Source organism: Granulicatella sp. 572.rep1_STHE (genome assembly GCF_001073445.1).
Taxonomy (GTDB): Bacteria; Bacillota; Bacilli; order Lactobacillales; family Aerococcaceae; genus Granulicatella; species Granulicatella adiacens.
The window spans coordinates 1-24,358 of sequence record NZ_JVBO01000045.1 but is presented as its reverse complement, the minus strand read 5'-3'; the positions used below and the strand labels follow the sequence as shown (position 1 = coordinate 24,358).

General features: G+C 36.2%; 24 protein-coding genes. 1 reads left to right on the top strand and 23 read right to left on the bottom strand.

The window, feature by feature from the left end:
• Position 1: 1 nt before the first annotated feature.
• From ADH99_RS09570 to ADH99_RS09475, 20 genes are all read right to left on the bottom strand, one after another.
• The gene (locus ADH99_RS09570) at positions 2-1,045 is read right to left on the bottom strand and encodes a SepM family pheromone-processing serine protease (protein ID WP_160313177.1); all 1,044 of its coding nucleotides are present in this window, start codon (positions 1,043-1,045) and stop codon (positions 2-4) included.
• Positions 1,032-1,565, bottom strand: coding sequence for a pantetheine-phosphate adenylyltransferase (gene coaD, locus ADH99_RS09565; RefSeq protein ID WP_049554355.1), 534 nt, complete (start codon positions 1,563-1,565; stop codon positions 1,032-1,034). The genes ADH99_RS09570 and coaD overlap by 14 nt, the downstream gene beginning before the upstream one ends.
• A gap of 1 nt (position 1,566) precedes the next feature.
• Positions 1,567-2,142, bottom strand: coding sequence for a 16S rRNA (guanine(966)-N(2))-methyltransferase RsmD (rsmD, locus tag ADH99_RS09560; protein WP_049554354.1), 576 nt, complete (start codon positions 2,140-2,142; stop codon positions 1,567-1,569).
• Between the two features lie 511 nt (positions 2,143-2,653).
• A complete protein-coding gene (locus ADH99_RS09555; RefSeq protein WP_049554353.1) occupies positions 2,654-3,085 on the bottom strand; it encodes a NusG domain II-containing protein in 432 nt (143 codons plus the stop codon).
• The gene (locus ADH99_RS09550; protein WP_049554352.1) at positions 3,069-3,503 is read right to left on the bottom strand and encodes a hypothetical protein; all 435 of its coding nucleotides are present in this window, start codon (positions 3,501-3,503) and stop codon (positions 3,069-3,071) included. The genes ADH99_RS09555 and ADH99_RS09550 overlap by 17 nt, the downstream gene beginning before the upstream one ends.
• A 180-nt stretch (positions 3,504-3,683) precedes the next feature.
• Positions 3,684-4,604: an ABC transporter permease gene (locus ADH99_RS09545; protein ID WP_049554351.1), complete on the bottom strand. Its 921-nt coding sequence runs from the start codon at positions 4,602-4,604 to the stop codon at positions 3,684-3,686.
• Positions 4,605-4,622: 18 nt separating this feature from the next.
• Entirely contained in the window at positions 4,623-5,585 is a 963-nt protein-coding gene (opp4B, locus tag ADH99_RS09540; RefSeq protein WP_049554350.1) for an oligopeptide ABC transporter permease, read from the bottom strand.
• A 2-nt stretch (positions 5,586-5,587) separates the two neighbouring features.
• Positions 5,588-6,532, bottom strand: coding sequence for an ABC transporter ATP-binding protein (locus ADH99_RS09535; RefSeq protein ID WP_049554349.1), 945 nt, complete (start codon positions 6,530-6,532; stop codon positions 5,588-5,590).
• A complete protein-coding gene (locus tag ADH99_RS09530) occupies positions 6,532-7,533 on the bottom strand; it encodes an ABC transporter ATP-binding protein (RefSeq protein ID WP_049554348.1) in 1,002 nt (333 codons plus the stop codon). Before ADH99_RS09530 ends, ADH99_RS09535 begins: the two co-directional genes overlap by 1 nt.
• Positions 7,534-7,844: 311 nt before the next feature.
• Positions 7,845-9,629: an oligopeptide ABC transporter substrate-binding protein gene (locus tag ADH99_RS09525; protein WP_049554347.1), complete on the bottom strand. Its 1,785-nt coding sequence runs from the start codon at positions 9,627-9,629 to the stop codon at positions 7,845-7,847.
• Between the two features lie 194 nt (positions 9,630-9,823).
• Positions 9,824-11,623 carry an oligopeptide ABC transporter substrate-binding protein gene (locus ADH99_RS09520; RefSeq protein WP_049554346.1) on the bottom strand — a complete coding sequence of 600 codons (1,800 nt, stop codon included), beginning with the start codon at positions 11,621-11,623 and terminating at the stop codon, positions 9,824-9,826.
• Positions 11,624-11,922: 299 nt separating this feature from the next.
• The gene (locus ADH99_RS09515; RefSeq protein WP_049554345.1) at positions 11,923-12,903 is read right to left on the bottom strand and encodes a hypothetical protein; all 981 of its coding nucleotides are present in this window, start codon (positions 12,901-12,903) and stop codon (positions 11,923-11,925) included.
• Positions 12,890-14,077, bottom strand: a complete 1,188-nt coding sequence (locus ADH99_RS09510) for a hypothetical protein (protein WP_049554344.1) — start codon at positions 14,075-14,077, stop codon at positions 12,890-12,892. The genes ADH99_RS09515 and ADH99_RS09510 overlap by 14 nt, the downstream gene beginning before the upstream one ends.
• A gap of 11 nt (positions 14,078-14,088) precedes the next feature.
• Entirely contained in the window at positions 14,089-14,976 is an 888-nt protein-coding gene (locus ADH99_RS09505; protein ID WP_049554343.1) for an ATP-binding cassette domain-containing protein, read from the bottom strand.
• A gap of 382 nt (positions 14,977-15,358) precedes the next feature.
• Positions 15,359-17,152, bottom strand: coding sequence for an oligopeptide ABC transporter substrate-binding protein (locus ADH99_RS09500; protein WP_049554342.1), 1,794 nt, complete (start codon positions 17,150-17,152; stop codon positions 15,359-15,361).
• A 258-nt stretch (positions 17,153-17,410) separates the two neighbouring features.
• A complete protein-coding gene (gene acpP, locus ADH99_RS09495; RefSeq protein WP_049554341.1) occupies positions 17,411-17,653 on the bottom strand; it encodes an acyl carrier protein in 243 nt (80 codons plus the stop codon).
• Between the two features lie 180 nt (positions 17,654-17,833).
• The gene (locus ADH99_RS09490; RefSeq protein WP_049554340.1) at positions 17,834-18,727 is read right to left on the bottom strand and encodes an ABC transporter ATP-binding protein; all 894 of its coding nucleotides are present in this window, start codon (positions 18,725-18,727) and stop codon (positions 17,834-17,836) included.
• Positions 18,720-19,766, bottom strand: coding sequence for an ABC transporter ATP-binding protein (locus ADH99_RS09485; RefSeq protein ID WP_049554339.1), 1,047 nt, complete (start codon positions 19,764-19,766; stop codon positions 18,720-18,722). Before ADH99_RS09485 ends, ADH99_RS09490 begins: the two co-directional genes overlap by 8 nt.
• 10 nt (positions 19,767-19,776) lie before the next feature.
• Positions 19,777-20,769, bottom strand: a complete 993-nt coding sequence (locus ADH99_RS09480) for an ABC transporter permease (RefSeq protein ID WP_049554338.1) — start codon at positions 20,767-20,769, stop codon at positions 19,777-19,779.
• Complete coding sequence (locus ADH99_RS09475; protein ID WP_049554337.1) at positions 20,769-21,713, bottom strand: ABC transporter permease; 945 nt, start codon at positions 21,711-21,713, stop codon at positions 20,769-20,771. Before ADH99_RS09475 ends, ADH99_RS09480 begins: the two co-directional genes overlap by 1 nt.
• Before the next feature lie 147 nt (positions 21,714-21,860).
• On the opposite strand from ADH99_RS09475, the gene ADH99_RS09470 reads away from it, so the two are divergent.
• The gene (locus tag ADH99_RS09470; RefSeq protein WP_049554336.1) at positions 21,861-22,178 is read left to right on the top strand and encodes a hypothetical protein; all 318 of its coding nucleotides are present in this window, start codon (positions 21,861-21,863) and stop codon (positions 22,176-22,178) included.
• Between the two features lie 40 nt (positions 22,179-22,218).
• Here the strand turns inward: ADH99_RS09470 and ADH99_RS09465 are convergent, their stop codons facing one another.
• From ADH99_RS09465 to ADH99_RS09455, 3 genes are read right to left on the bottom strand one after another with little or no spacing between them, the layout of a single operon-like run.
• Positions 22,219-22,518: a YlbG family protein gene (locus tag ADH99_RS09465; RefSeq protein ID WP_005607343.1), complete on the bottom strand. Its 300-nt coding sequence runs from the start codon at positions 22,516-22,518 to the stop codon at positions 22,219-22,221.
• A 12-nt stretch (positions 22,519-22,530) separates the two neighbouring features.
• Positions 22,531-23,745 (bottom strand): FtsW/RodA/SpoVE family cell cycle protein, encoded by a 1,215-nt coding sequence (locus ADH99_RS09460; protein ID WP_244266355.1) that lies wholly within the window; start codon positions 23,743-23,745, stop codon positions 22,531-22,533.
• Positions 23,746-23,757: 12 nt separating this feature from the next.
• Complete coding sequence (locus ADH99_RS09455; protein ID WP_005607346.1) at positions 23,758-24,030, bottom strand: DUF1507 family protein; 273 nt, start codon at positions 24,028-24,030, stop codon at positions 23,758-23,760.
• Between the last annotated feature and the right edge of the window lie 328 nt (positions 24,031-24,358).

Below are 24,358 nucleotides of genomic sequence, written 5' to 3'. Positions count from 1 at the left end.
GTTATAGATTTTTTAGAATCTCAATCGCTTCTTGTAAAGTTTTCACAGGATAGATTTTAATATCTGTCCCTAACTTTTCAGCTGCTTCTTTGACTTCTTCGTAATTTGTCTTTATATCTGGATAACGCTCACGCATCTCATCCGTAATTTCATCATCCGGTGCTAGGAAAACAGTCGCTCCGGCTTCAATCGCAGCTACTAATTTTTTATCAATCCCACCGATTCTTCCAACTTTTCCGTCTAATTCAATCGTTCCAGTTCCCGCAATATTATGTCCTTTTTTCAAATGGCTGTTTGTAATTTGATTATAGATTTCAAGCGTAAACATTAAACCACCTGAAGGACCACTAACACCATGCGGATCAAATTCAATCGACGGATCCGAAGTTACGTCTTCATCAATCTCTCCATCAAATCCTAAACGAATTCTACCAGTACGACTGTTCATTTTTAATTGTTCCCGAATGAGTTGGGATTTTCCATCGCGTTTGACCATCAGCGATAAATAATGACCTGGTTTCAATGAAGAAAGATAATCTTGTAGTTCTTCAAGACTCTCATCCGTATTTTCAAGTCTCTTTCCATCAATTGTTTCAATGATATCTCCGACTTTTAATTTATCACGGAAATTAGAATTTTGATCCACTCGAGTGACAAAAATACCGTTGACTTTACTTTCTACTGACTTTCCAGCTGCTTCAAAGGCGACACGAACTGCTTTTGAACGAGCATTTCGCATACTGAACTCTTGTAATTGATTATATTCTTCTGGAGTATAGTTTCCAAATACTTTTTCTTCAGGTAAAATCTCATGATGTTTGAAAAATTGTTTTAAAGAAGTTAGGACGGTTGCTTGCTCTACATAGACCGTCAGCACTCGCAGTGTCCCTTCATCTTCATCTTTTGTCCCATTGACCGTTAGAAACTGAGATACATCTTCAGCCGTTCCGGGAGATTCAATGACGTAAGGAATGGGAATGAATGAAATAATCGCTAACAGAATAACTGTTAAAATAATATAAAAAAATTTCTTAGTCTTCGACATTTGTAATCTCCTCATCCATTCTAATTTTTCGTTCTGGCGTATCCTTATACTTTTCTTCTAAGGCGCTTTTCACAACTTCAGGGACAAAAGGACTGACATCCCCACCAAAACGTGCCAATTCCTTCATCATCGAAGAGCTTACAAAGCGATACTCTTCCTTACTGAGCAAAAGAACCGTTTCAACTTCCCCGTTTTGAACACGGTTATGGGATGCAAGAGTCGCTTCATATTCGAAGTCAGTTGCATTTCGAACCCCGCGCACAAGAACGCTTGCTCCTAACTTGGCTGCAGCCTCTACGGTTAATCCTCCGCTTACGGCTACCACTCTAGCATTGGATACATGCGCAATCACTTTTTCAACCAGTAATTTTCGCTCGTCTAATGAAAATAAATAATTTTTCTGAACATTATGAGATAAAACCACAATGACTTCATCGAAGAGCTCACTGCTTCGCTCGATAATATCTAAATGCCCATTCGTAATCGGATCGAAGCTTCCTGCTACTACCGCTTTTCTCATACTAAGCCTCCTCTTCGCTAGTCGCACGGTCAAAGAACACTAAGGCTGTAATCCCGTACTCCACGCGCTTATATTGCTCAAATTCTAAAATTCGCTCTGGAAGTTGCACTTCCTTGTCCACCTCGCAGACAATCACACAGTCTGAGGAAAGAAGGTTGAGTTCTTGCAACTGCTCAATGTCTTTTACAATTTCTTGCAAGCGATACGGTGGGTCCATAAACACCAACTCGAACGGTTCAAACGCTGGGTCACTTGCAATGGTTTTGAGTCCTTGTTTCACGTTTTGTCGTTTTAAATGAAATTGCTCGGGCGATTTTGTAATCTCGATATTTTGCTCAATCGTCTTTTGTGCAAGGCGATTATTCTCGAATAGAAACGCACGGTCCATCCCACGAGAAACGGCCTCAATGGCAACGGCTCCACTTCCACTGTACATATCGAGCATGACTCCTCCGTCAAAATAACCGCCTAAAATATTGAAGAGCGATTCTTTTATCTTGTCAGTCGTCGGACGAGTATTTTGGCCCGGTACTGCCTTTAAGCGTCTTCCGCCAAATTCTCCTGAAATAATTCGCACAGTGCATTCCTCCTTATTTCACTATAATACCATATTCCAGCGCTCTTTCGTGAGTTTTTTATAAAATAAGTGCATCAACTGCTTGAAGGATTTCTTTTGGTGCTTCTTGAGTGATGGGGGAATGACGATGAATCGAATCCTTGCGGATTTTTTATAATAGCGGTAATGGGGCACCGGCTTGAGCCATGGTCTCAAGCTCTTTCAAGATTCAAACGTACTCTAGAAAATAAATTTTCAAGAGTACGTAATTCACTTTGAATGCTATCCCCCATTACTGCTATTATAAAATCCGCTTGATTCTCCTCATCGTCTACTTCATAGAGAATATCTTACTAGTAAGATATTCTTACTCAAAAACTCCGAAATAGGCTTGGGTTATAAAAAATGCACTGTTTGATTTTAGTCTATTTGGCAAACGCTAAGGCAACGGGCAAAATGCTCTCCTCCTTGGAACGGGAACTGTCGAGAAATCAAAAAAGTCCGCTACAACTGCAGCGAACTTTACATTGTTTTATAACGGAATAATGGTGTCATTATCACTATTGGCAGGTTCGGTTGAGACAATTTCAATCATCAAGCCATGCGGTAAGCAGATGCTGGTCTGCCCTGGTTTAGAAATCCAGCCCGTATTCACAGCAATCTGATCAGGGCTATTATCCTCTTTATCTCTAATTCTAGTTCCATCAACTTCGATAATATTATATTGATTATCATGAGGTTCAAAATAAAACTCTTCACGAGGCGTGTTTTCGCTCAACTCGATGCGCTGAACTTCCTCCCCATCAATGGTAATGATGGCATATATTTTGGCTTCCTCTTTGACGGTTGCTTGTTGGTAAGCATAAATTGCATTTGGTAAAAATGATAAGACCAATAACACGAGCACAATAATAATGTCGAATGGCTTTATCAAATCAGAATACTTCTTAAATATCGTTCTCATCCTTTAACTCTAATAATGTTCTTCGTACTTCTGAGGCAATTTTTGAACCAATCACGAGTAATTCATACAAAGTGAAAGTTTCAAATGGAGTTACTCTTCCCACATAGCGAATAAAAAGTTCACCGTCTGGATCCATGAGTAGCGTATAGTAGGCCACTAACTCCTGGTTTAAGCGATTAATGGTAAAAAGTACATCGAATAAATCTAAACCTAAGTCTTTTCCATTTCCGATTCCTTCATAAGTGATTTGGTAATCGGTACGGTCCTGGCTATCATCAAACAAGACGCTAAACGGAAACTCATCTTCTCCTTCTGAATAGAGACCCAGAAACGCAATTCCGTCATTGCCTAAATCTTTCTTATCCAGTTTCAATTCACGGTTCTTTAGTACCGTTTCAAATGATTCACTTACGTACATCGTGGCCACTCCTTTCTCCATTTGTATTCTCTATTTTACTAGATTCCCTTCTATTTCACAACCAAACATCAAAAACCTAAACTTTTCTTCTCTATTAGGTACGAAAAAATTTTCTGTTTTGCCTTTTGCGCACAAAAAAAGAGACTGAAGTTTCCTTCAATCTCTTTTGCTGTTTTATGATTAACCTAAACGTTGGCGAGAATCCGCTGCACGTTGTAAGGCTTGACCAACATAGTTGATACATAACATCATGATTAAGATTAAGATTGTGGCTGGTAACCAAACCCATAATTTGTTTTCAATGATGTCCGCATTTTTCGCTGCAGAAATTAATGTACCAAGCGATGGTGTTGTAAATGGCAAACCAAAACCTAAGTAAGTTAACCCTGTTTCAATACCAATGTTCCCTGCTAAACGTAAGATTAAGTTAACGATAATTAATGAACTTAAGTTTGGCAAGATTTCACGGAACATGATTCGTAAGTCACTTGAACCTAAAGTCTTAGATGCATTTACATAGTCTAAACTTGCTTCTTGAAGAGTACGTGTTCTGAATAAACGAGCAGAACCTACCCAATAGAAGGCTGTCATGATAAATACGAAGTGGAACATTGTGTAGTTTGGAATCACTGTTACGAACACGATGATGATCATCAATGTTGGTAAGATCATGATAAAGTCAACGACACGCATTAAAGTTGTGTCCACCCATTTACCGTAGTAACCAGAAATCAATCCAACGATGATACCGATGATACATGTCAAGATTGTAACTGAGAAACCGATTAATACTGAGTTACGAGCCCCGATAATTAATAAGGCTAAAACGTCACGACCACTTTCATCTGTCCCTAATAAGTGAGCATTTGTTGGTGCTTTATAACGACCTAAAATGTTTACTTTAAGAGCTGTATCTTCATTAATAAACATTGGTCCAATAAAGATCACTAAGAAAATTAACACTAATAAAATTAACGCTGTTAAGGCAATTTTATCTTTTAAAAACTCCCGTACAATAACCTGAAAACCAGCAGGCGGTGTAGATACGGTGCTTTCTTCAACGACAGTTTCTTCAACTGTATTTACATTATTTTGCTCCATTTGCTACTCCTCCTTTTATTATTGTACACGGACACGTGGGTCTACAATACTCATAATAATATCTGATAATAGCGTACCTAAAAGTGTCGCTGTACCAAATAGTAATAGTAACGCTAAGATTACTGAGTAGTCACGTCCTAAGATTGATGATACGAATAAGTTCCCCATCCCTGGATATGAGAAAATGTTTTCGATAAACACAGAACCACCGATTAAACCAGTGAATTCATATCCTAAGAAAGCTGCAATCGGTAAGATTGAGTTACGGAAGATGTGGCGGTTGAACACAACATTTTCAGGAACCCCTTTCGCACGTGCAGTACGAACATAGTCTTGGCTTTTCGCATCGATAACCCCTGTACGTAAGTATTGAATCGTACCAGTAGTTGAAAGAATCGCCATCGTAAACGCTGGTAGAATTAAGTGGTGGAATTTGTTCAAGTAGTAAGCTAATGTTCCGCTCACGACGTCTGAATCGACAGAACCACGAGTTGGGAACCAACCTAATGTATAACCAAATAACCATAATAATAATAAGGCGAATACGAATACTGGGATTGAGTAAGTAATGAATGTATATACTACGATTGCTTTGTCAGCCCAAGAGTTTTGGAAACGACCTGCAATCATCCCTAATGGTAATGCAATTAAGTAAGTTAAAATCAATGTTAATAATGATAACCAAACTGTGTTACCAATACGTTCACCGATTAATTTTGTAACTTCATATTTGTAAGTATAACTTTGACCGAAGTCTCCGCGGAAAGCTTTAGAAATCCAGTTCCAATATTGTACAGGAAGTGGATCATAGAATCCAGATTTCACACGTAAAGCTTCAATTGTATTTGGATCCGTTTCTGGAGTAATTAAACCTGTAAATGGATCCCCTGGCATCATCTTCGCGATTAAGAATGCTAACACACTAAGGATGAAGATTTGTGGCAACATCAATAACACACGACGTAAAATGGTTTTCCACATAATTAGTTTCCTCCTTTTGGATTTAATGCAACAGCATGTGTGTCTGAGATTTTTTGTAAGTCGAATACACGACCGTTTTCATCATAATAAAGTTTTTGATTTTCTTGATAGAATTTCTCAGCTTCTTTACGACGAAGTTTGTTTGCTTCACGGTTTTCTGGATCGATAACCGGAATCGCAGATAATAGACGTTTTGTATAAATATGTTGTGGATTTGCATAAATATCTTCAGCACGTCCAGTTTCAACGAAACGTCCACGGTACATAATAAATAACTCATCACACATATGTTTCACAACCCCAAGGTCATGTGAGATGAATAGATAACTTAAGTTAAATTCATCTTGGATACGTTTCATGTAGTTTAACACTTGCGCTTGTACAGATAAGTCTAACGCTGATACTGGTTCGTCGGCGATGATTAAACGTGGGTTACTTGCTAAGGCACGAGCAACACCGATACGTTGTCTTTGACCACCTGAGAACTGGTGTGGATATTTTAGTAATGCTTCTTCAGATAATCCGATGATTTCCATTAATTCGATGACACGTTTTTTCTCTTCTTCTGGAGATAAACGTTCGAAGTTTCTTAACGGCTCAGCTACGATATCTAAGATACGTTTTTTAGGGTTAAAACTTGATAGTGAATCTTGGAAGATCATTTGTACGTTACGGTTATAGTCTGAAGTACGACGACGTGCTTTGTTTGTTACATCTTGCCCTTCGTAAATTACTTTACCGCTTGTTACGTGTTCTAGACCAATAATCGATTTACCGATAGTTGATTTTCCAGAACCTGATTCTCCAACAAGACCGTAAGTTTTCCCTTCTTCAATTTCAAGTGACACCCCGTCAACCGCATAAACATGATCCGTTACTCGGTTAAAGAAGCCACTACGAATCGGATAGTGAACTTTTAAATCTTCAATGGTTACAAAACCGCTCATTATGCTTCCTCCCCTTCAAAATGGAAATGTTTATAACATGTACAACGAACGAAGTGATTTGGCCCAACTTCGTGAAGTGTTGGATCTTCTTCGTGAGCGTCCGCTGAAATCCACGGAATACGTGGAGCAAAACGGCAACCTTTACGTGGTAATTTTGGTAATGGCGGCACTGTTCCTTTGATTACGTGTAATTCTTGACCTTCTGAACCCGCTTGTGGGATCGATTGTAGTAATGAACGAGTGTAAGGATGTTTTGGATTTGTAAATAATTCAGCAACTGGTGCCACTTCTACAAATTGTCCAGCATACATCACGGCTACACGGTCAGCAGTTTCTGCTACTACCCCAAGGTCGTGAGTGATTAAGATGATACCTGATTCAGTTTCTTTTTGGATATCATTTAATAAGTCTAAGATTTGCGCTTGGATGGTTACGTCTAAGGCAGTTGTTGGTTCATCAGCAATGATGATTGGTGGCTTACATGATAATGCAATCGCGATAACCACACGTTGACGCATCCCACCTGATAATTCATGTGGGTATTGTTTGAAAGTACGTTGTGGGTTTGGAATCCCTACTTGTCCTAACAATTCTAATACACGTTCTGTACGTTCTTTTTCATTTAAATCTGTATGATAATAAAGAGCTTCGTCGATTTGAGCACCAATCGTCATCAAAGGATTTAATGAAGCCAATGGATCTTGGAAAATCATTCCGATATCATTTCCGCGAATTTTGTTATATAACGCTTCATTTAAGTTTACTAAATTCACATCATTATAAATAATGTCTCCAGTAATCTTTGTGTTGTTTTTATTGTGTAATCCCATGATAGTTGTCGCTAGTGTAGATTTCCCACATCCTGACTCCCCAACAATGGCCAAAATTTCATTTTTTTCTAATGTAAGTGATACATTATCTACTGCATCATAAAAATCATCTTTGATACGGAAACCAACGTGCAAGTTATTGATTTCTAATAGTGGCTTATCAATTGTCAAATCCGATTCCTCCTTATTTTTTGTAGTGTAACTATTTGTATTTTAAAATAATAAACATTGCTTCTATTATACGTTGCTTCCAGCTTGAATGCAAATTGTAAGACAATTCCAGCGCAAATACAACGTATTTTTAGTTTACCATGAATTAGACTTGAATGCTATTATTTATGAGCAAAAAATTAACTTTTCTCATGTTATTTTAATTTTGATTGATTCTAAAAAATGAAACAATAATCTTCCAATTGATCTTTCTTTTAAAGCTTTTTTCTATAGGAACAAAAAAGACTGGCTGAGCCAGTCTTTTCGAAACCTTATTTCGCTGCTGTATCACTCGTTAATTCGACTTGATATAGAGCTGATTTTTTATTACCTAAGTTAACATCGTAGTATTTCACACGTTTGTTAACAGCTGTAATCGATTCTCCGACTAACGTTGGGAAGATAAACGCTTTATCATGAACGTATTTTTGCCATTCTTTGTAGAACTCAATGTTTTTCGCTGAGTCAAAGGCTTCTGTTGAACTGATTTTCTTCATGATTGCAGTTCCTTCTGGATCTACATAACGTTCAAAGTTAAATTTCGCTGTTTCCCCGAACAATCCTTCTGGGTTTGGATCGTAACCTGTTGACCATCCTGCTGCAAACACATCGATTTCTGGATCATCCGCTTGGATTTTATCATAGAATGAGTTCAATTCAATCGTACGTCCTGTGTACAGTTGAACGTCTAACCCGATTTCTTTCCACCAGTTTAAGTATTGTTGTACTAATGATTCGTTGGCTTCGTCACGTGTACGAGCAGCAAAAGTAATTTTCAACTTAGAACCGTCTTTGTTTTCACGAAGTCCATCTCCATCCACATCTTTATATCCTGCTTCATCCAATAATTGTTTCGCTTTTTCAGGATTGTAAGTAAATCCTTCTTGATCTTTATTATAAACATCTTTAAAGAACGGAATGATAATCGAATTTGAGGCATGTTGTAATCCGTTATACAAGTTTTGACCCGCTGCTTCAACATCTAGTGCATACGCCATCGCTTGACGTAGGTTTGCATCACTCATTTTTGCATTTGGATCTGTTACATTTTTACCTGAAGCAGTATCATATTTTCCTAAGTGGAAACCGATATATTCATAGGCTGATTCTTGTGAACTTAAGAAAGTCACATTTGTTAAATCTTTATAAGCTTCATATTGCGCGTTTGGCATTGTCGCGATATCGTAATTCCCAGCTTTCATTTCTGACACGATATTATCTGGTGAAACGACTTCCATTACGACTTTATCAACTTTTGCTACACCTTTATAATAGTGTTCATTTGGAACGAGTGTCACAGATTCACCGGCTACAATAGAATCAATTTTGAATTGTCCAAGACCAACGAATTTTTTACCACGAACGTAATCACTTTGTTCCCACTCCGCTTCAGGAATATCTTTAAAGATATGTTTCGGCATGATGTATGCAGAAACAGAACCTCCCGCTAATTGCATTGAAGGGCTCATTTCTTTGAAGTGAATTTTCACCGTGTAATCATCCACTTTTTCAAGGCCTGAAACACTATCTGCTTTTCCATTGTGATATTCTTCCATCCCGACAACATTTTTAAAATCACCGTCATAACGAACACCTGTATAGTCTTTATTTCCGATAGCTTGATAAGCGAAGATATAGTCATCGATTGTTACTGGTTGGCCATCAGACCATTTGTACTCTTTTGAATTTAAAGTAACCGTTGCTGTTTTGTTCTCAACATCAAATTCAATACTTGCTAGACCCGTATTGGTTAATTTACGGTTCTCATCATATTCAAACATGCTTTCATCTATAAGACCCCCGATAGTTGAATCAGTAGTGACTTGAGATAACTCATCTGCAAAAATTCCAGAAAACGGTGATGAAGATACGATAGCATATTTTAATGTGCCACCTTTAATCGGTGTGCCTTCATGAGTGACTTCTGATGCATACTTCGTTTTGGCTGTACCGGCTTCAGTACTTGTTGACGACGAACTACTATTATTTCCACCACAAGCAGCTAAGGTTAAAGCTGTCGTTGCAGAAAATAAAATCATCATTTTTTTCTTGTTCATATTCATTCTCCGTTCTTTTGTTTTGCTCTTATTTCGAATCCATAAATTTATGTTGGGAATATAATACTTGATTTTTTATCAAATTGCAAGTGTTTTTTAATCTTATTTTAATTTTCATCATTTTTTACTCATTTTTGAAAATTTTTCAAAAACAAAACAAGCCTAGGAAATTTCCTAGACTTGTCTTCATTTTATTATTTTGCTCCATCTTCAGAAGTCAATTCGATTTGGTAAACTTGAGATTTAGAACCACTTGTTGCAATTGAAGTGTCATAGTATTTCACACGTTTATTAACAGCAGTTACACTATCCCCTACTAAAGTTGGAATCATGAAAGCTTCATCTTTAGCATATGCTTGCCATTCTTTGTAGAACTCTTTATTTTTCGCATCGTCAAAAGCGTCTGTTGAAGAAATTTTCTTCATAATTTCAGTACCTTTTTCATTTACATAGCGAGAGAAGTTAAATTTAGCTGTTTCACCAAACAAGTTAGATGGGTTTGGATCATAACCTGTTCCCCAACCACCAGCGAACATATCGATTTCTGGATCATCTGCTTGAATTTTAACGTAGAAGTTATTTGATTCAATTGTACGACCTGTATAAAGTTGTACATCTAAACCAACTTCTTTCCACCAAATTAAGTATTGTTGGATTAATGATTCATTCGCTGCGTCACGAGTACGCGCAGCAAAGTTAATCGTTAATTTAGAACCATCTTTATTTTCACGGATTCCGTCACCATCAACATCTTTATAACCCGCTTCATCTAATAATTGTTTTGCTTTCTCTGGGTTATAAGTAAATCCTTCTTGCTCTTTGTTATATACGTCTTTGAAGAATGGTAAGATGATAGAGTTTGTACCATAGTTCAATCCGTGATATAAGTTTTCACCAGCTGAATCGATATCTAATGCATAACCGATGGCTTGACGAAGAGCAGGATCGCTCATTTTTGCTTTTGGATTCGTTACGTTTTTACCTTGTGATTTATCAAATGTTCCTAATTTGAATGAAATGTATTCATAAGAAGGCGCAAATGAGCTTAAGAATGTTACGTTTGTTAAATCCTTGAATGCTTCGTATTGAGCACTTGGCATGCTTGCGATATCGTAGTTCCCAGCTTTCATTTCTGAAACGATTGAGTCTGGAGAAACTACTTGCATCACCATTTTATCTACTTTAGGACGACCTTTATAGAAGTTTTCGTTTGCTTTTAAGGTTACAGATTCCCCTGGCACGATTGATTCAATTGTGAACGGTCCTAAGCCGACTACTTTTGTACCACGAACATAGTCACTTTGTTCCCAATCTTTAACTGGAATATCTTTGAAGATATGTTTTGGCATTGTGTATGCTGGAATTGCACCACCTGCTAATTGCATTGATGGTAACATTTTTTCAAAGTGAATTTTCACTGTATAGTCATCCACTTTTTCCACACCAGAGATTTTATCTGATTTGCCTTCGTGGAAGTCTTTCATTCCAACAATGTTTTGGTAACGGTCATTATAACGAGACCCTGTATAGTCTTTATGACCGATTGCTTCGATTGCAAAGATATAATCGTCGATAGTGAACGGTTGTCCATCTGACCATTTATAGTCTTTTGCATTTAATTTTACAGTTGCTGTTTTCCCTTCAACGTCTAATTCTAATGAAGCTAAACCTGTATTTGTTAATTTACGGTTTTCATCGTATTCAAACATTGATTGGTCTACTTGACTTGCAATTGATGAGTCAGTCGTGTTTGTTGATAATTCATCAATGAAAATACCACTGAATGGTGAAGCTGCTACTAAAGCGTATTTTAATGTTCCGCCTTTAATTGCAGTTCCTTCATGAGTAACTTCTGAATTGAATTTTGATTTTGAACTTGCTTTTGCTGGTTCAGATGAAGTGTTTCCACTATTTCCATTATTAGCATTCCCACATGCTGCTAATGTTACTGCTGCCGCTGCAGCTGATAAGAATAATAAGCTCTTCTTTTTCATTTTTCCTCCACTCTCAGACTTCAAGTCCATCCTAACTACAGATGAATTGTCTGACAAATTAATTCTTGATGTTAATTTTAACAGAATTTTAATTATTTGCAAGTGAAATATCGAAAATAATTTGTCAAATTTAAATACTCCAATCACTTATCATACAATCCACTTATAATTAAATAACATACTTATAAAAAATTTATTGCAACATAAATAAAGAGCTCAGCACCCTGAGCCCTTTATTTTTATTAGCAAGATAAGGTAAATCAACAACATCTTTTGAAATCAAAAGAACCTCACTCCATTTATAGGTTTGTCAAAAGATGATAAAACGAAATCCAACTAGTTGGCAAAAAGTTAATCCACTCACTTGTATTTATAATGGAAAGAAAATATCCTAACTCTATAATATTGGTTATTAACGATTTCTTTACAATTTTTATCTTGGTTAAACCATAAAAGATTGCTACTATTACAATAGATTGATATACAATCATAGGAATAACAATTTCCTTTAGCGACATAATATTCCAACTTCCTTGCATTTTGCTAAAAACAGTAATAGGTATTACAAATATGGATTCTTGCAATAATACTCTACAAAACAATTCGAGTAATAAAATATAGAAAACAGATGGTATTAAGAATAAATGTGAGAGATAATTCCACAGTCTACTCTGATTAATTTTATTAGAAGATATTGGGATTACTCTATAAAGTTTCGCTTTTCTATCATTTATCTCCATTTCTCTATTAATTAGTACTACACTTATCAACAATAGAACACTAATAAGCAATAGCTTTATAGCCACCTCCAAATACGGGGCTACTTTGTTATACTTTTTAAGGTTGATGTTGTGATTGATTAGATAATCCGTTATTTTTGCAGACTTTTCTACACCTGCTTTTAGAGCTGCAATTCTTTCCCTCATTGTTTCAGGCAACACATTTAATAAGCTATCAACACTTTCAACCCTCTGATTATTAAATTCTCCTAATTTGGAATAATTATCATTACGGTACGCAATATACAAATTACTGATTAAGAAGTTGAAATGTTGTACTTGTTCTTTCAGTTCATCGCTAATCGTCTCTCCACTATTTTCAATATCCGTTAGATTTTGCAATACTATTTCCTTAATTTGATAATCTTCTTTCAGAAATATAGCATCAGTTCCGACACTTGATTCAAATATAAACAACCCACTTAACAAAAGTAAGACAAATCCACAAAAAATCAGTGTCGGCCTGAAAATTAGTTTATGTACCCACCTACTTATTCCCATATTTACATCTCCTATCTTGTTGCTTAATGATTAAGATTAGCAAAATAAATAGCAAACAAATATACATAAATATGCTCTTGCACGCATCCATATAACTAAAAGGAAAATTGTAGATCAGTGATTTATTTCCGTTTAGAGCAGACACGGTATCAATATAATAGATTGGACTCAACGCCGGAAAATATTGGTGCATTGAAGAATGAATCATCATTCTTTCCAAAAATAGTACAAATAGAATGAAAGATGATGAAAAAATTTTAGATTTTGTGATTTGAAATAGGATGGTGGCCATCATAATAAACAATAAATCTAACAAGAATACAATAAATAAAATAGGAATCATGAAGTAGAACACTGAAACACTTGTCACTTCATTATTCATACTAAAAATTACAATTGATGGAACTATGTGTGGATTGATAGTCTTAGTAAGAAGTAACATAACAAACACAAGTATCGCTACGAAAACTTGCACCCCAAATACTAAGCACGTAGAAATTATTTTTTTCTTAATTTGATACGAAATAAAGGATTTAGGTAGAGTTTTCCAAATAGAATCTTTCACCTCAAAACGTAAAATAATATCCATCATTAGTACCACTATTAAAAATAAAATCAGAAAGAAATTAGAAAATAAATTATTCTCGCCAATTATTTCATAAAAATCACTTTTTAGCACATCAGAAAAAGACAACTCTTTGAGTTTGGAATTATAAAATTCCAATTTATGATGGTCTCTAATGAAACTTCTCTTCACATTCTCTTTAGCCGTCTTAACAGGAACATTATCTACTTCCATTGCAGTACTTCCGAGCCCAAAAAACTCTGGAAAGTTTTCATATACTGTTTCGCCATATTTAGAAGCATTACTAGAATACTTTATATAATCACTAAGATTATTATCTAGTAAACTTTGACTAAATAGATTAACATTATGAATAAACTCATAAAATTGTTGATAATCCTTTCCCTTCTCTCCACCTGAGCTTTCTAAGTTTTCAAACCTTTTGTTTAATTGTAAGGTCATCATTGCGCCACTTCGATATTCTTCCATAATTTCATCATCGGTTTTAATTTTAGGAAGAATTATCACAATCGCTATAATTAAAAAAAACATCATTCTCTTTATAAGAGTTTTCCAATCAAACATGATTTTCCATATAAAACTAAGCATGAAAACCACCCCTAACCATACAGGCTTCTATAAATCATACTTATTTTTTCTCTTCCCAACGATATTGAAGTGACTCCTGAGTTTTCTTCTAATAATCCGTCCAAAATCATCTTTATTTCAGTATTATTTTGAGGAGAAAAAACAATTTTATTGTCAGCTAACAACTCTACCGGATAAGGCTTCTTATAACGATTCAAATGTAACTCATCAATAAATTTTACTACCAATTTCTTATTATGGTTGAGATCAACTGCTTTTACATCAATTAATTTACCGTCTTTCAAAAATAGTACACGATCATAGCATTCATCGAGATTTTCTAATAAATGGGAAGCTAACAGCACAATGTTCCCGTTATTCTTTAAATCAAAAATAACAGATTCAACCTTTTTTACATTTTCTTGATCTAAACCGTTCAGAACTTCATCAAATAGGTACACTTCCGCACCACTAATCAAGCATAAAGCTAAACATAACTTTTGTCTCATTCCTAAGGAATATACACTTACCTTCTTCTTGATGTAGCCACTCATTCCTAGCAGTTCTTCAATTTGAATGATATCATTTTCCTTCTTCCCCCAACTGGATGCAAATAGTTCCATATGATCACGGCCAGTTAATTGTTCATATAAATCCATTGGCTCTAGCATTTTCGTTACAATAGCTTTATACTTGATATTCATTCCCGCATTTAACCCACTATACTGAATCTCACAATTTGAAGAAACAATATTTCCAGCTATGATATCCATTAGGGTACTTTTTCCATACCCATTAGGTGCTACTATTCCAACAATCTCACCTAACCCAATCTCAATCTTATTTTTTAAAAATATAGGATTAGATGGAGTATATGAAAACTGTTCAATATTTATTTTTAGAGATTTCGTTTTGTCCATCTTGCTCCATCACCTTTCTTCTAATAAGGATTTTTTCGTACAACAATAAATTTCTTGCTCTGAAGGGTTCGAAATAATACTAAATCAATTGCTTAACATTTGAATTATCATTATTATTCCTTTGGCCGAAATCGATTAAAGCGCTTTCAAACCTCGCTATAAATCAACTCCTATCCACATTAATCATATCTGTAGAAAAATAGAACAAATAGATTTGTGACTACTTTAACAAGTATATTTTACTATGTTTATAATAAAAGTCCAGAATAAACTGTCGACTGGTTTTATTTTGTAATAATTACATATGAAAATATTTATAGAAAAAAATTATACATAACGCAAAAAAGGCCTCGCATTTACGAGACCTTTGAATGGAATCCAATTATTTATCAGCAACACCAGAATCAGAAAGTAATTCTACTTCTTCCCATCCTGTTGATTTACCTTGAGCAATATCTACATGTTTCACACGTTTGTTTACTGCTGTTAATGAGTAAGTGTTGAAACGTGGAACTTGGAATGGATTTTCAAATACGAATTTTTGCCATTGTTTGAATAATTCAACACGTTTAGCTTGATCGAATGAAGCTTCAGAAGCAATTTCTTCGATTAACTTGTTGTGTTCATCGTTCACATAGTGTGAGAAGTTGAAACGAGCTTTTGGTCCGTATAATCCATCTGGGTCAGGGTTGTAACCAATTGTGAATCCACCTAACCACATATCGAAGTCATCCGCATACTTTGTTAATTTTTCAGCATATGCGTTGAATTCTAATGCACGGCCGTTTAATAACTCTACGCGTAGACCAACATTTTTCCACCATTCGATGTATTGTTGAATAACAGCTTCATCTGTTTGGCTTCCTGTAGGAACTAATAATGTGATTGTTAATGGTTTACCTTCTTTGTCTTCCACATAACCATCGCCATCAGTATCTTTATAACCTGCGTCTGCTAAGATTTTCTTAGATTCTTCTGGGTTATATGTGAATCCTGGGACTTCTGATTTATCCGCATAGATTTCACCGAAGAATGGTGTTAATAATGTATTTGCTTCAATACGTAAACCTTGATAAGTTTCGTTTGCCACTTGTTCATTATTTAATGCATAAGCGATGGCTTTACGTAAAGCTGGATCACTCATCTTCTTAGAAGGTTCAAATACATGTTCTGCTTTTTCTTTATCAAAGTGACCCATGTTAAAACCAATATAAGAAATACTGTTTGTGATGTTACCAAGCAATGTGACATTTGATAAGTTTTTATACGTATCATATTGTTCTGGAGGCATTGTAGCAAAGTCATATTTTCCAGCTTTCATTTCTTGAACGATAGAATCAGGAGATACAATATCTGCTTTTAGGCCATCCACTTTAGGTTCGCCTTTGTAGTAATAAGGGTTTTTCTTGAATGTTACAGATTCCCCTGGAACTACTTTGTCAACGATGAATGGTCCGTTACCCACAACTTTAGTACGAGCCGCATCTGAAGCAATTGCTTGTTCATAAGTCATATCTTTGAAAATATGTTTCGGCAAGATATTACTCATAATAGCATTTCCACCTTTTTCTAAAGCTGGATATACTTCTTTCAAGTGAATAACAACTGTTTGGTCATCCACTTTTTCAAGTCCTGAGATTTTATCTGCTTTTCCTGCGTGGAATTCTTCCATACCAACAACATTTTCAGCATTTTCATCGTAACGAACACCGTTATAGTCTTTATTACCAACAAATTCATAAGTAAAGATATAGTCATCAATTGTTAACGGTTGTCCGTCTGACCATTTGTAGTCTTTAGAACGGAATTTTAATGTTACAGTTTTCTTTTCTCTGTCTAAAGTGAATTCCATCATACCGCCATCTTTTTTGATGCGTTGGTTTTCATCGAATTCGAATAAGTTTGCAAAAGCAAAATCTTCTAATGCACCGTCGGCATTGTCGATTGATAGTAATGGGTTAATTAATCCTTTAAATGGTGAAGCAGATACAATCGCATAGTTAATTGTTCCGCCTTTTACAACTGTCCCTTCATTTGATACTTCAGTTGGGAATTTACGTTCTGCTGCTTTTGAAGCAGACTCCCCACCAGCGTTATTCGCTTTGTTATTATTACATGCAGCTAATGTTACTAATGAAGCAGCACCTAATAAACCAGCAATTGCTTTTTTGTTCATGTGTTTCCCTCCAAGTTTGGATTTGTTTTTAGAATATCTTAGATTTTACTCTTATTCCCATCTCACTGCAACCTTAAATATTATCTCTCATTATTTTTTTATTATTTTTTCATTTGTTTTTAATTGTAAAAACCGCACCACTTCAATATTTTGTACACATTATGTAGAAATTGTCTTTAATTTGTGAACATCATGAATATTTTATTTCTTTGTTAATAAAAAAAGGATGGTAGAAAAATCTACCATCCTTTTCGAATATTAAGCTTGATGTTCAGTGATATAATTCACTGCGTCTCCAATTGTTGTGATGTTTTCTGCATCTTCATCAGAAATTTGAATTCCAAATTCATCTTCTAATTCCATAACTAATTCCACGACATCTAGTGAATCTGCGCCTAAGTCTTGTTGGAATGTCATGCCTTCCGTTACGGTTGAAGCATCAACACTAAAACGGTTTGCAATCAATTGAGCTACTTTATCAAAAACTACTTGATTTGACATAACTTTCTCTCCCTTCTCATTAAGGTTTCCTAGGAGGAAATGCAATCAAATCCTCAAACCTTATTCATCCGCATTTGAAAGCGGACTATCTATTAATTCAGATAGTACTGTTATTTTACAGAATTCTACCAAAAATGTCTATAGCTTCCATAAAAAGTACGATTTTCCTCTATTTCTTCATTATCTCAAAACGAAATGACCAGGTTCCACTTCTTGCAGAGTAGCATTCTCATCGAAATCTTCACCTTTATAAACAATTCGTTTTCGATTTTTCTCTTCACGAGGATCTGGAAGAGGAATAGCAGATAGCAAACTCTTCGTATAGGCGTGTTGCGGATTCGTATAGACACATTCCGCAGAGCCCATTTCTACAATACGGCCACGATACATGACAGCAATCCGGTCACTAATATATTTCACCATGGATAAATCATGAGCAATAAAGAGATAAGTGAGTCCTTTTTCTTTCTGGAGTTTCTTTAGCAAATTCACAATTTGTGCTTGAATCGAAACGTCTAGTGCAGAAATTGCCTCATCACAAACGATGAATTTTGGATTTAAGGCGAGCGCCCTGGCAATCCCGATTCGTTGACGTTGACCTCCTGAAAATTCATGCGGATAACGGTTGGCATGTTCTCGGTTGAGCCCCACTGTTTCTAGCAACTCATCGACCATTTGGTTTCGTTCTTCTTTTGTTGAAGCCAAATGATGAATATCAATACCTTCTGCAATAATATCACGCACCTTCATCCGGCTATCTAGTGAAGCATAAGGATCTTGGAAAATCATCTGCGCTTCTTTTCGAAACTCAAGAAGTTCCTTCCCTTTGGTTAGTGTCGCAATATCTTTCCCTTCAAAAAGGATTTCCCCATCTGTCGGTTGGTATAGGCGTAAAAGTGCTCTTCCTGTTGTTGATTTTCCAGAACCTGATTCTCCTACTAACCCGAAAGTTTCCCCTTCGTATATATCAAAGGAAATATCATCAATGGCTTTTACGACATTTTTCTTTGTGCCAAAATACTGCTTTAAGTGTTTTACTTCAACCAGTTTCTTTTTGTCATTTGTACTAGTCATTAGACGCACCTCCTTCTCCAAAAAAGATTTTACGTCTTCTCAAAATCTCCTCAGGCACTTCTACTTTTGGCGCACGTGGGTCCAAAAGCCAAGTAGCTGCAAAATGCGTCTTAGACACTTGGAACATAGGAGGTTCTTTTATGCGGTCGATTTCAAGCGCCACATCACTACGAAGTGCAAAGGCATCTCCCTTAGGTGGATCTAATAAATCTGGAGGTGAGCCCGGAATCGCGTAAAGAATATCTCCGGTATGTAAAGTCGGCATCGAACGAAGGAGGCCCCATGTATACGGATGTTGGGGATTATAGAAAACTTCATCAGAAGTTCCGACTTCAACAACTTTACCTGCATACATAACAGCAACACGGTCTGCGACATTTGCCACAACCCCAAGGTCATGCGTAATAAAGATAATGGCCATTTGGAATTTACATTGAAGTTCTTTTAATAGCTCTAAAATTTGTGCTTGAATCGTCACATCTAAAGCCGTTGTTGGTTCATCGGCAATTAAAATATCAGGATTACATGCTAATGCAATCGCAATCACAATCCGTTGACGCTGACCACCAGAGAATTGGTGAGGATATTGCTTCATCCGTTCTTTTGGATTTGGAATTCCTACAAGCTCTAGTAATTCTTCTGCACGTTTATACGCTTCTTCTTTTGAAGCCTTTTCGTGTTTAATAATCACTTCCGCAATTTGTCGTCCAATTTTCATGGTTGGATTCAAAGAGGTCATTGGATCTTGGAAGATCATCGCAATCTCTTTCCCGCGAATGGATTGCATTTCACGTTCGCTTTTTTCTAAGAGATTCTCTCCTTTAAATAGAATAGAACCTTCTTTAACCATCGCGTTGTTCGACAACAATTGCATCACGCTTTTAGCAGTCACACTTTTTCCAGATCCTGATTCTCCTACTAAAGCTAGAGTTTCCCCTTTTTGCAAAGTAAGATTAACTCCACGAATCGCTTGTACTTCTCCTGCGAAAGTTTTGAAGTGGATTCGTAAGTTTTCAATAGATAAAATTGTTTCGCTCATTCGAATCCTCCTAATCTTTCATTTTCGGGTCAAATGCATCACGAAGTCCGTCTGCTAACAAGTTAAAGCTAATCATTAAGACACAGAGAACTCCTGATGGGAACCACATTAAGTTTGGATAAATACGGAATGTTTTATATCCTCCATTAATCAGCGAACCGAGTGACGCATCCGGAACTGGAATCCCAATTCCTAAGAAGCTTAAGAAGGCTTCAAAGAAGATTGCTGAAGGAATTGAAAACATGGTTTGAATAATAATCAAGCCTGCCATATTCGGTAGTAAATGCTTGAAAGCAATTTTCCAAAAGCTTTGCCCTAAAGAACGAGAAGCTAAAATATATTCAAGATTTTTTAGTTTTAATGTTTGCGCACGGACAACACGAGCCATTGTTACCCAACTCGTAAACCCAATCGCAACGATAATCGAAACGAGACCTGGTTTCATCACTAATAACATTAAAACAAGAATAATTAAGTTTGGAATTGCTGAAATAATTTCTAAGAATCGTTGCATAACGGTATCTACCCGTCCTCCAAACCATCCAGAAATAATTCCGTAAGTCACTCCGATAGTAATATCAAACAAAGCCGCAGCAAAGGCGATAATTAATGAAGTTTGTGTCCCGTATAAAACACGTGAAAATAAATCTCTTCCTAAATTATCTGTCCCAAAATAGAAGTTGACTCCTTCAGGAACTCCTTGTTGCGCATACACATCTACTCCATTTCGAAGGCCGCTAAAGAGTCCAGGAATACGAGCAGGTAAATTCGCAAATTGCGCATTTTGTTCGAGAGGATCAAACGGAGCAATCACTGGAGCCAAGATAGCTAGCAAAATAATCGCTAGTACGATGACTAGAGAAAATACCGCTCCTTTATTTTTCGTTAATCGTCTCCAAGAGTCTTGTAAAAAGTTTAAAGACGGAGAAGCGATTTTTTCTCGGTCAGCCGTATGACTCAAATCTACTCTTTGGAATAAGTCTTTTTCAGATACTTCTGCCATTATACTTCCCCTCCTTCATCTGTAATACGAATACGAGGATCAATCCAAGCGTATAGTAAATCGACAATTAAAATCACAAAAACTAACAATGTTGAATATAACATCGTTACTCCCATAATCGTTGGATAGTCATTCGTTAAAATGGACTTCACGAATTGCTCACCGATACCAGGGATAGAGAAAATATTTTCAATAACCATCGATCCTGTCATCAATCCTACGAGCATCGGCCCAAGAATCGTCACGAGTGGAATAATCGCATTTCTAAAACCATGTCGAAATGCCACTTCAAAACGAGTAAGTCCTTTTGCTCTGGCAAGTTCAATATAATCCGAATGCAATACTTCTACCATTTCCGTTCTTACAAAACGAGCCGAATCGGCAATCGGAGAAATCGAAAGTGCTAGTGTCGGTAAAATTGAGGAAACAAAACCTTGATTCCATAAAGCAATTGGTAAAATAGGGAAAATCACCCCAAACAACAATTGTAAAACGACAGCGAACACGAAACTTGGAACAGAACGACCGATAATCGCAAAGAACGTCGCTAGAGTATCCACCCAAGTATTTTGTCTCATGGCTGCTATCATTCCCAGAAGAGAACCCACAATTGTTCCAAAGATCAACGCTTGGAATCCAAGTTGGAAAGAAGGTCCTACCCTAGAGAAAATCAAATTCGCTACCGTCGAATTATATTGGAAAGATTGTCCAAAATCTAAACGGAATAGACCCGTAATATAAATCCAGTATTGAACGAATACGGGTTTATCTAAACCATACTTCGCATTCATAATTTCGAGTTGAGCCTGCGTTAGTTGCTCCTCATTGGCGTATGGAGACCCCGGCAATAGTTTCATTAAAAAGAACGTAATTGTCGCAATTAAAAATAGTGTTAAAAACATGTAAAAAACACGTTTTGCGATATATTTAAGATAGTTTTTCAACCTTACACCTCCATTATTTATCTTCTAATTCTGTTTCATCATACTATCTAAAGAATTAAAGTTTCAACTAATTAGTTTCACAAAAGAAATTGCGCTTTTTTAAATGTTCTGGTACATTGTAGAGAATCAATGAAAAGGAGCAACTTTATGAAATTTGATTTTAAACAAATCGGAATCTTTTCCGGTAGCATCATTCTTCTTTGTGCACTATTCGTGAGCGTCACCAGTGGCTTCTCCTTTCTACACTTTAGCAACGCTTTATTTATGTGCGCTTTAGTTTTCTTAATGCTAGGACTTTTTGCCTACTTAAGTCGTACAGATTTTTTGAAATCATTCTCTCGTCGACTCTCTTCAGAAACAGAAGGAAAAAAATGGATTGTGTTTTCCTATTCTTCTGTCATTCTTTTTCTAGTAGTTGCCACTGTTTTGGGGGCGCTATCCATCTTTATCGGCCTCTTTTTATAAATGACAAAAATCCGTGTACAAAGTGAGTACACGGATTTTTCTATAGTCTCTCTGAAGCTTTTTGTTCAGCTTTCTCTTTTTCAATTTCTTCTCTTAATTCAGGAAGAATCTGAGTGAAATCCATTCGAATTTCTTTTCGAAGAGAAGGCTCAACTTTACGAACAAAATGGAAATTAGATAAACGTTCCATCACACTTTCTACTTCATCTTTGTTCACATATAAGTAGATATATTTCAAACGCTTTGAAATATAATGAATATTTCCAAATCGCTTCAATTGTTTAATTGGTTTCAATGTATACAACCAAACAACGAGTGCTTGTCTTTCTTGTTGTTCCATTCTTTCTCCCTTCTACATCGCTTTTAATTCTATTGGTTGTTGTTCTTCTTCTGGAGTTGCTTCTTCTTTTGGAGGAGTTGGTTCTTTTTGTTTTTGATCATTTCGAATAGCCCAAAGCACAAAGCCCACCCCTACACTAGAAGCTAGGAAGCTAGATCCTCCATAACTGATAAGTGGCAACGGAACCCCTGTTAACGGTGCAAATCCGACTAGCGCACCGATATTAATTCCGGATTGGATTAAAAATAAAATCGCTACTCCATAACATAAGTATTTTGCAAACAGGCTTCTACACTTGTTTCCTTTATAAATCATCGCAATAATGAACCCTACAATTGCCAGCATCAAGACAAAAATAACGACAAATCCCAGTTCTTCTCCAACAATAGCTAAGATAAAGTCCGTATGGGCTTCTGGAAGGAACCCTGTTTTTTGAACAGAATTTGATAGTCCTGTTCCAAACCAATTCCCTCTAGACAATCCTAGAAAACCTTGAATGGATTGATATCCTGAACCCGTTGCATCTGACCACGGATTATGAAAAGATGTAAAACGACTGACTTGATAGGCTTTTAGTCCGATTTTTTCAAAAACAGACGAATCTAAATACGTAATTCCATATAGAAGCGCAAAAACTGCACCCCAGGAAGCTAATGCACGATTAGAAACACCCGTCATTAACCCTAGTAAAAGGGCCACTGCAACAACAATTATCCCCGTCCCTAAATCGGGTTGAAGCATAATCATTCCAAAAAGGAAGATAGTGACAGCAGCTGGGACTAAATAGAATCTCCAATCTCGTTTACTTCTTTCATTCTTACTATATAAATAAGCAGAAATCCAAATTACAAATAGTTTTACTAATTCTGACGGTTGCAAATTAAACACTTTTAAGTTAATCCAACTCTTTGCCCCATTTATTCCTTTCGTGAATAATACGACAACCAGTAGTATAAAAATGACCCCAAAAGTAGCGCCCATCACTTTTTCGCTCTTCATCCATTTCTCTGGAAGAATGGAAATTCCTAGCGCCAATAGCACCCCAAGGACGATATATAAGAGCTGTTTTACCATAAAAGCTTCGGAGTTTCCTTGATTGACTAAGGCATAATAACTACTTGCGCTATAGACCATTACTAGTCCAAATACAGAAAGTAATACATATAATCCCATAATTAGCGGATCTACTTTTAGGAGGCGTTTCATTTTTTCATGAAAATTTAACACGAGAGTCCTCCTCTACTTTTGGTACGTTTCTTCATAGATTTGGGTATACATATCATTTAAAGCATACTCCAAATCCGCCATAATTTTATGTCCTTCATTTGCATGGATTAAATCCATCGCTACAGCAAATTCTACTTGTTTTGATAAACCGAATAATTGTGTGTCGATAATCTCTTCGAAAGCAGGGCATTTCGCCAAGCAAAGATGTGTTTTTTGTTTTGAAATCAGTTGATAGATTTGTTTTGCATTTTCTGTCAACTGAACTAAAGCAGGATTTTGAGTCATCTCACATTCCCCTTTCCGTTATGCATATACTATTCTAGTATACTTGCATCCATAAAAAAATACCACTAATGCAAGTGGAATTTACTGAAAATTTAGAGTTCGCTTTGGTGTTCTTTATAAAAGAAATGATTCCGCCTTTCCCAACGGATGTCTTCATCATCACTGTAACGTTGCACCGGTTCGAGTCTGTAGTCTTGCACCTTCGAAGCTTCAAACTGGGAGTAAGACCAAAGACAAAACATGACTCACAGTGTGAGTCATGTTAGCTTTGTAGTCTTACCCCCGCAAGGCTGATTAGAATTAAGCGAATCACAAGTGATGAAGCTTG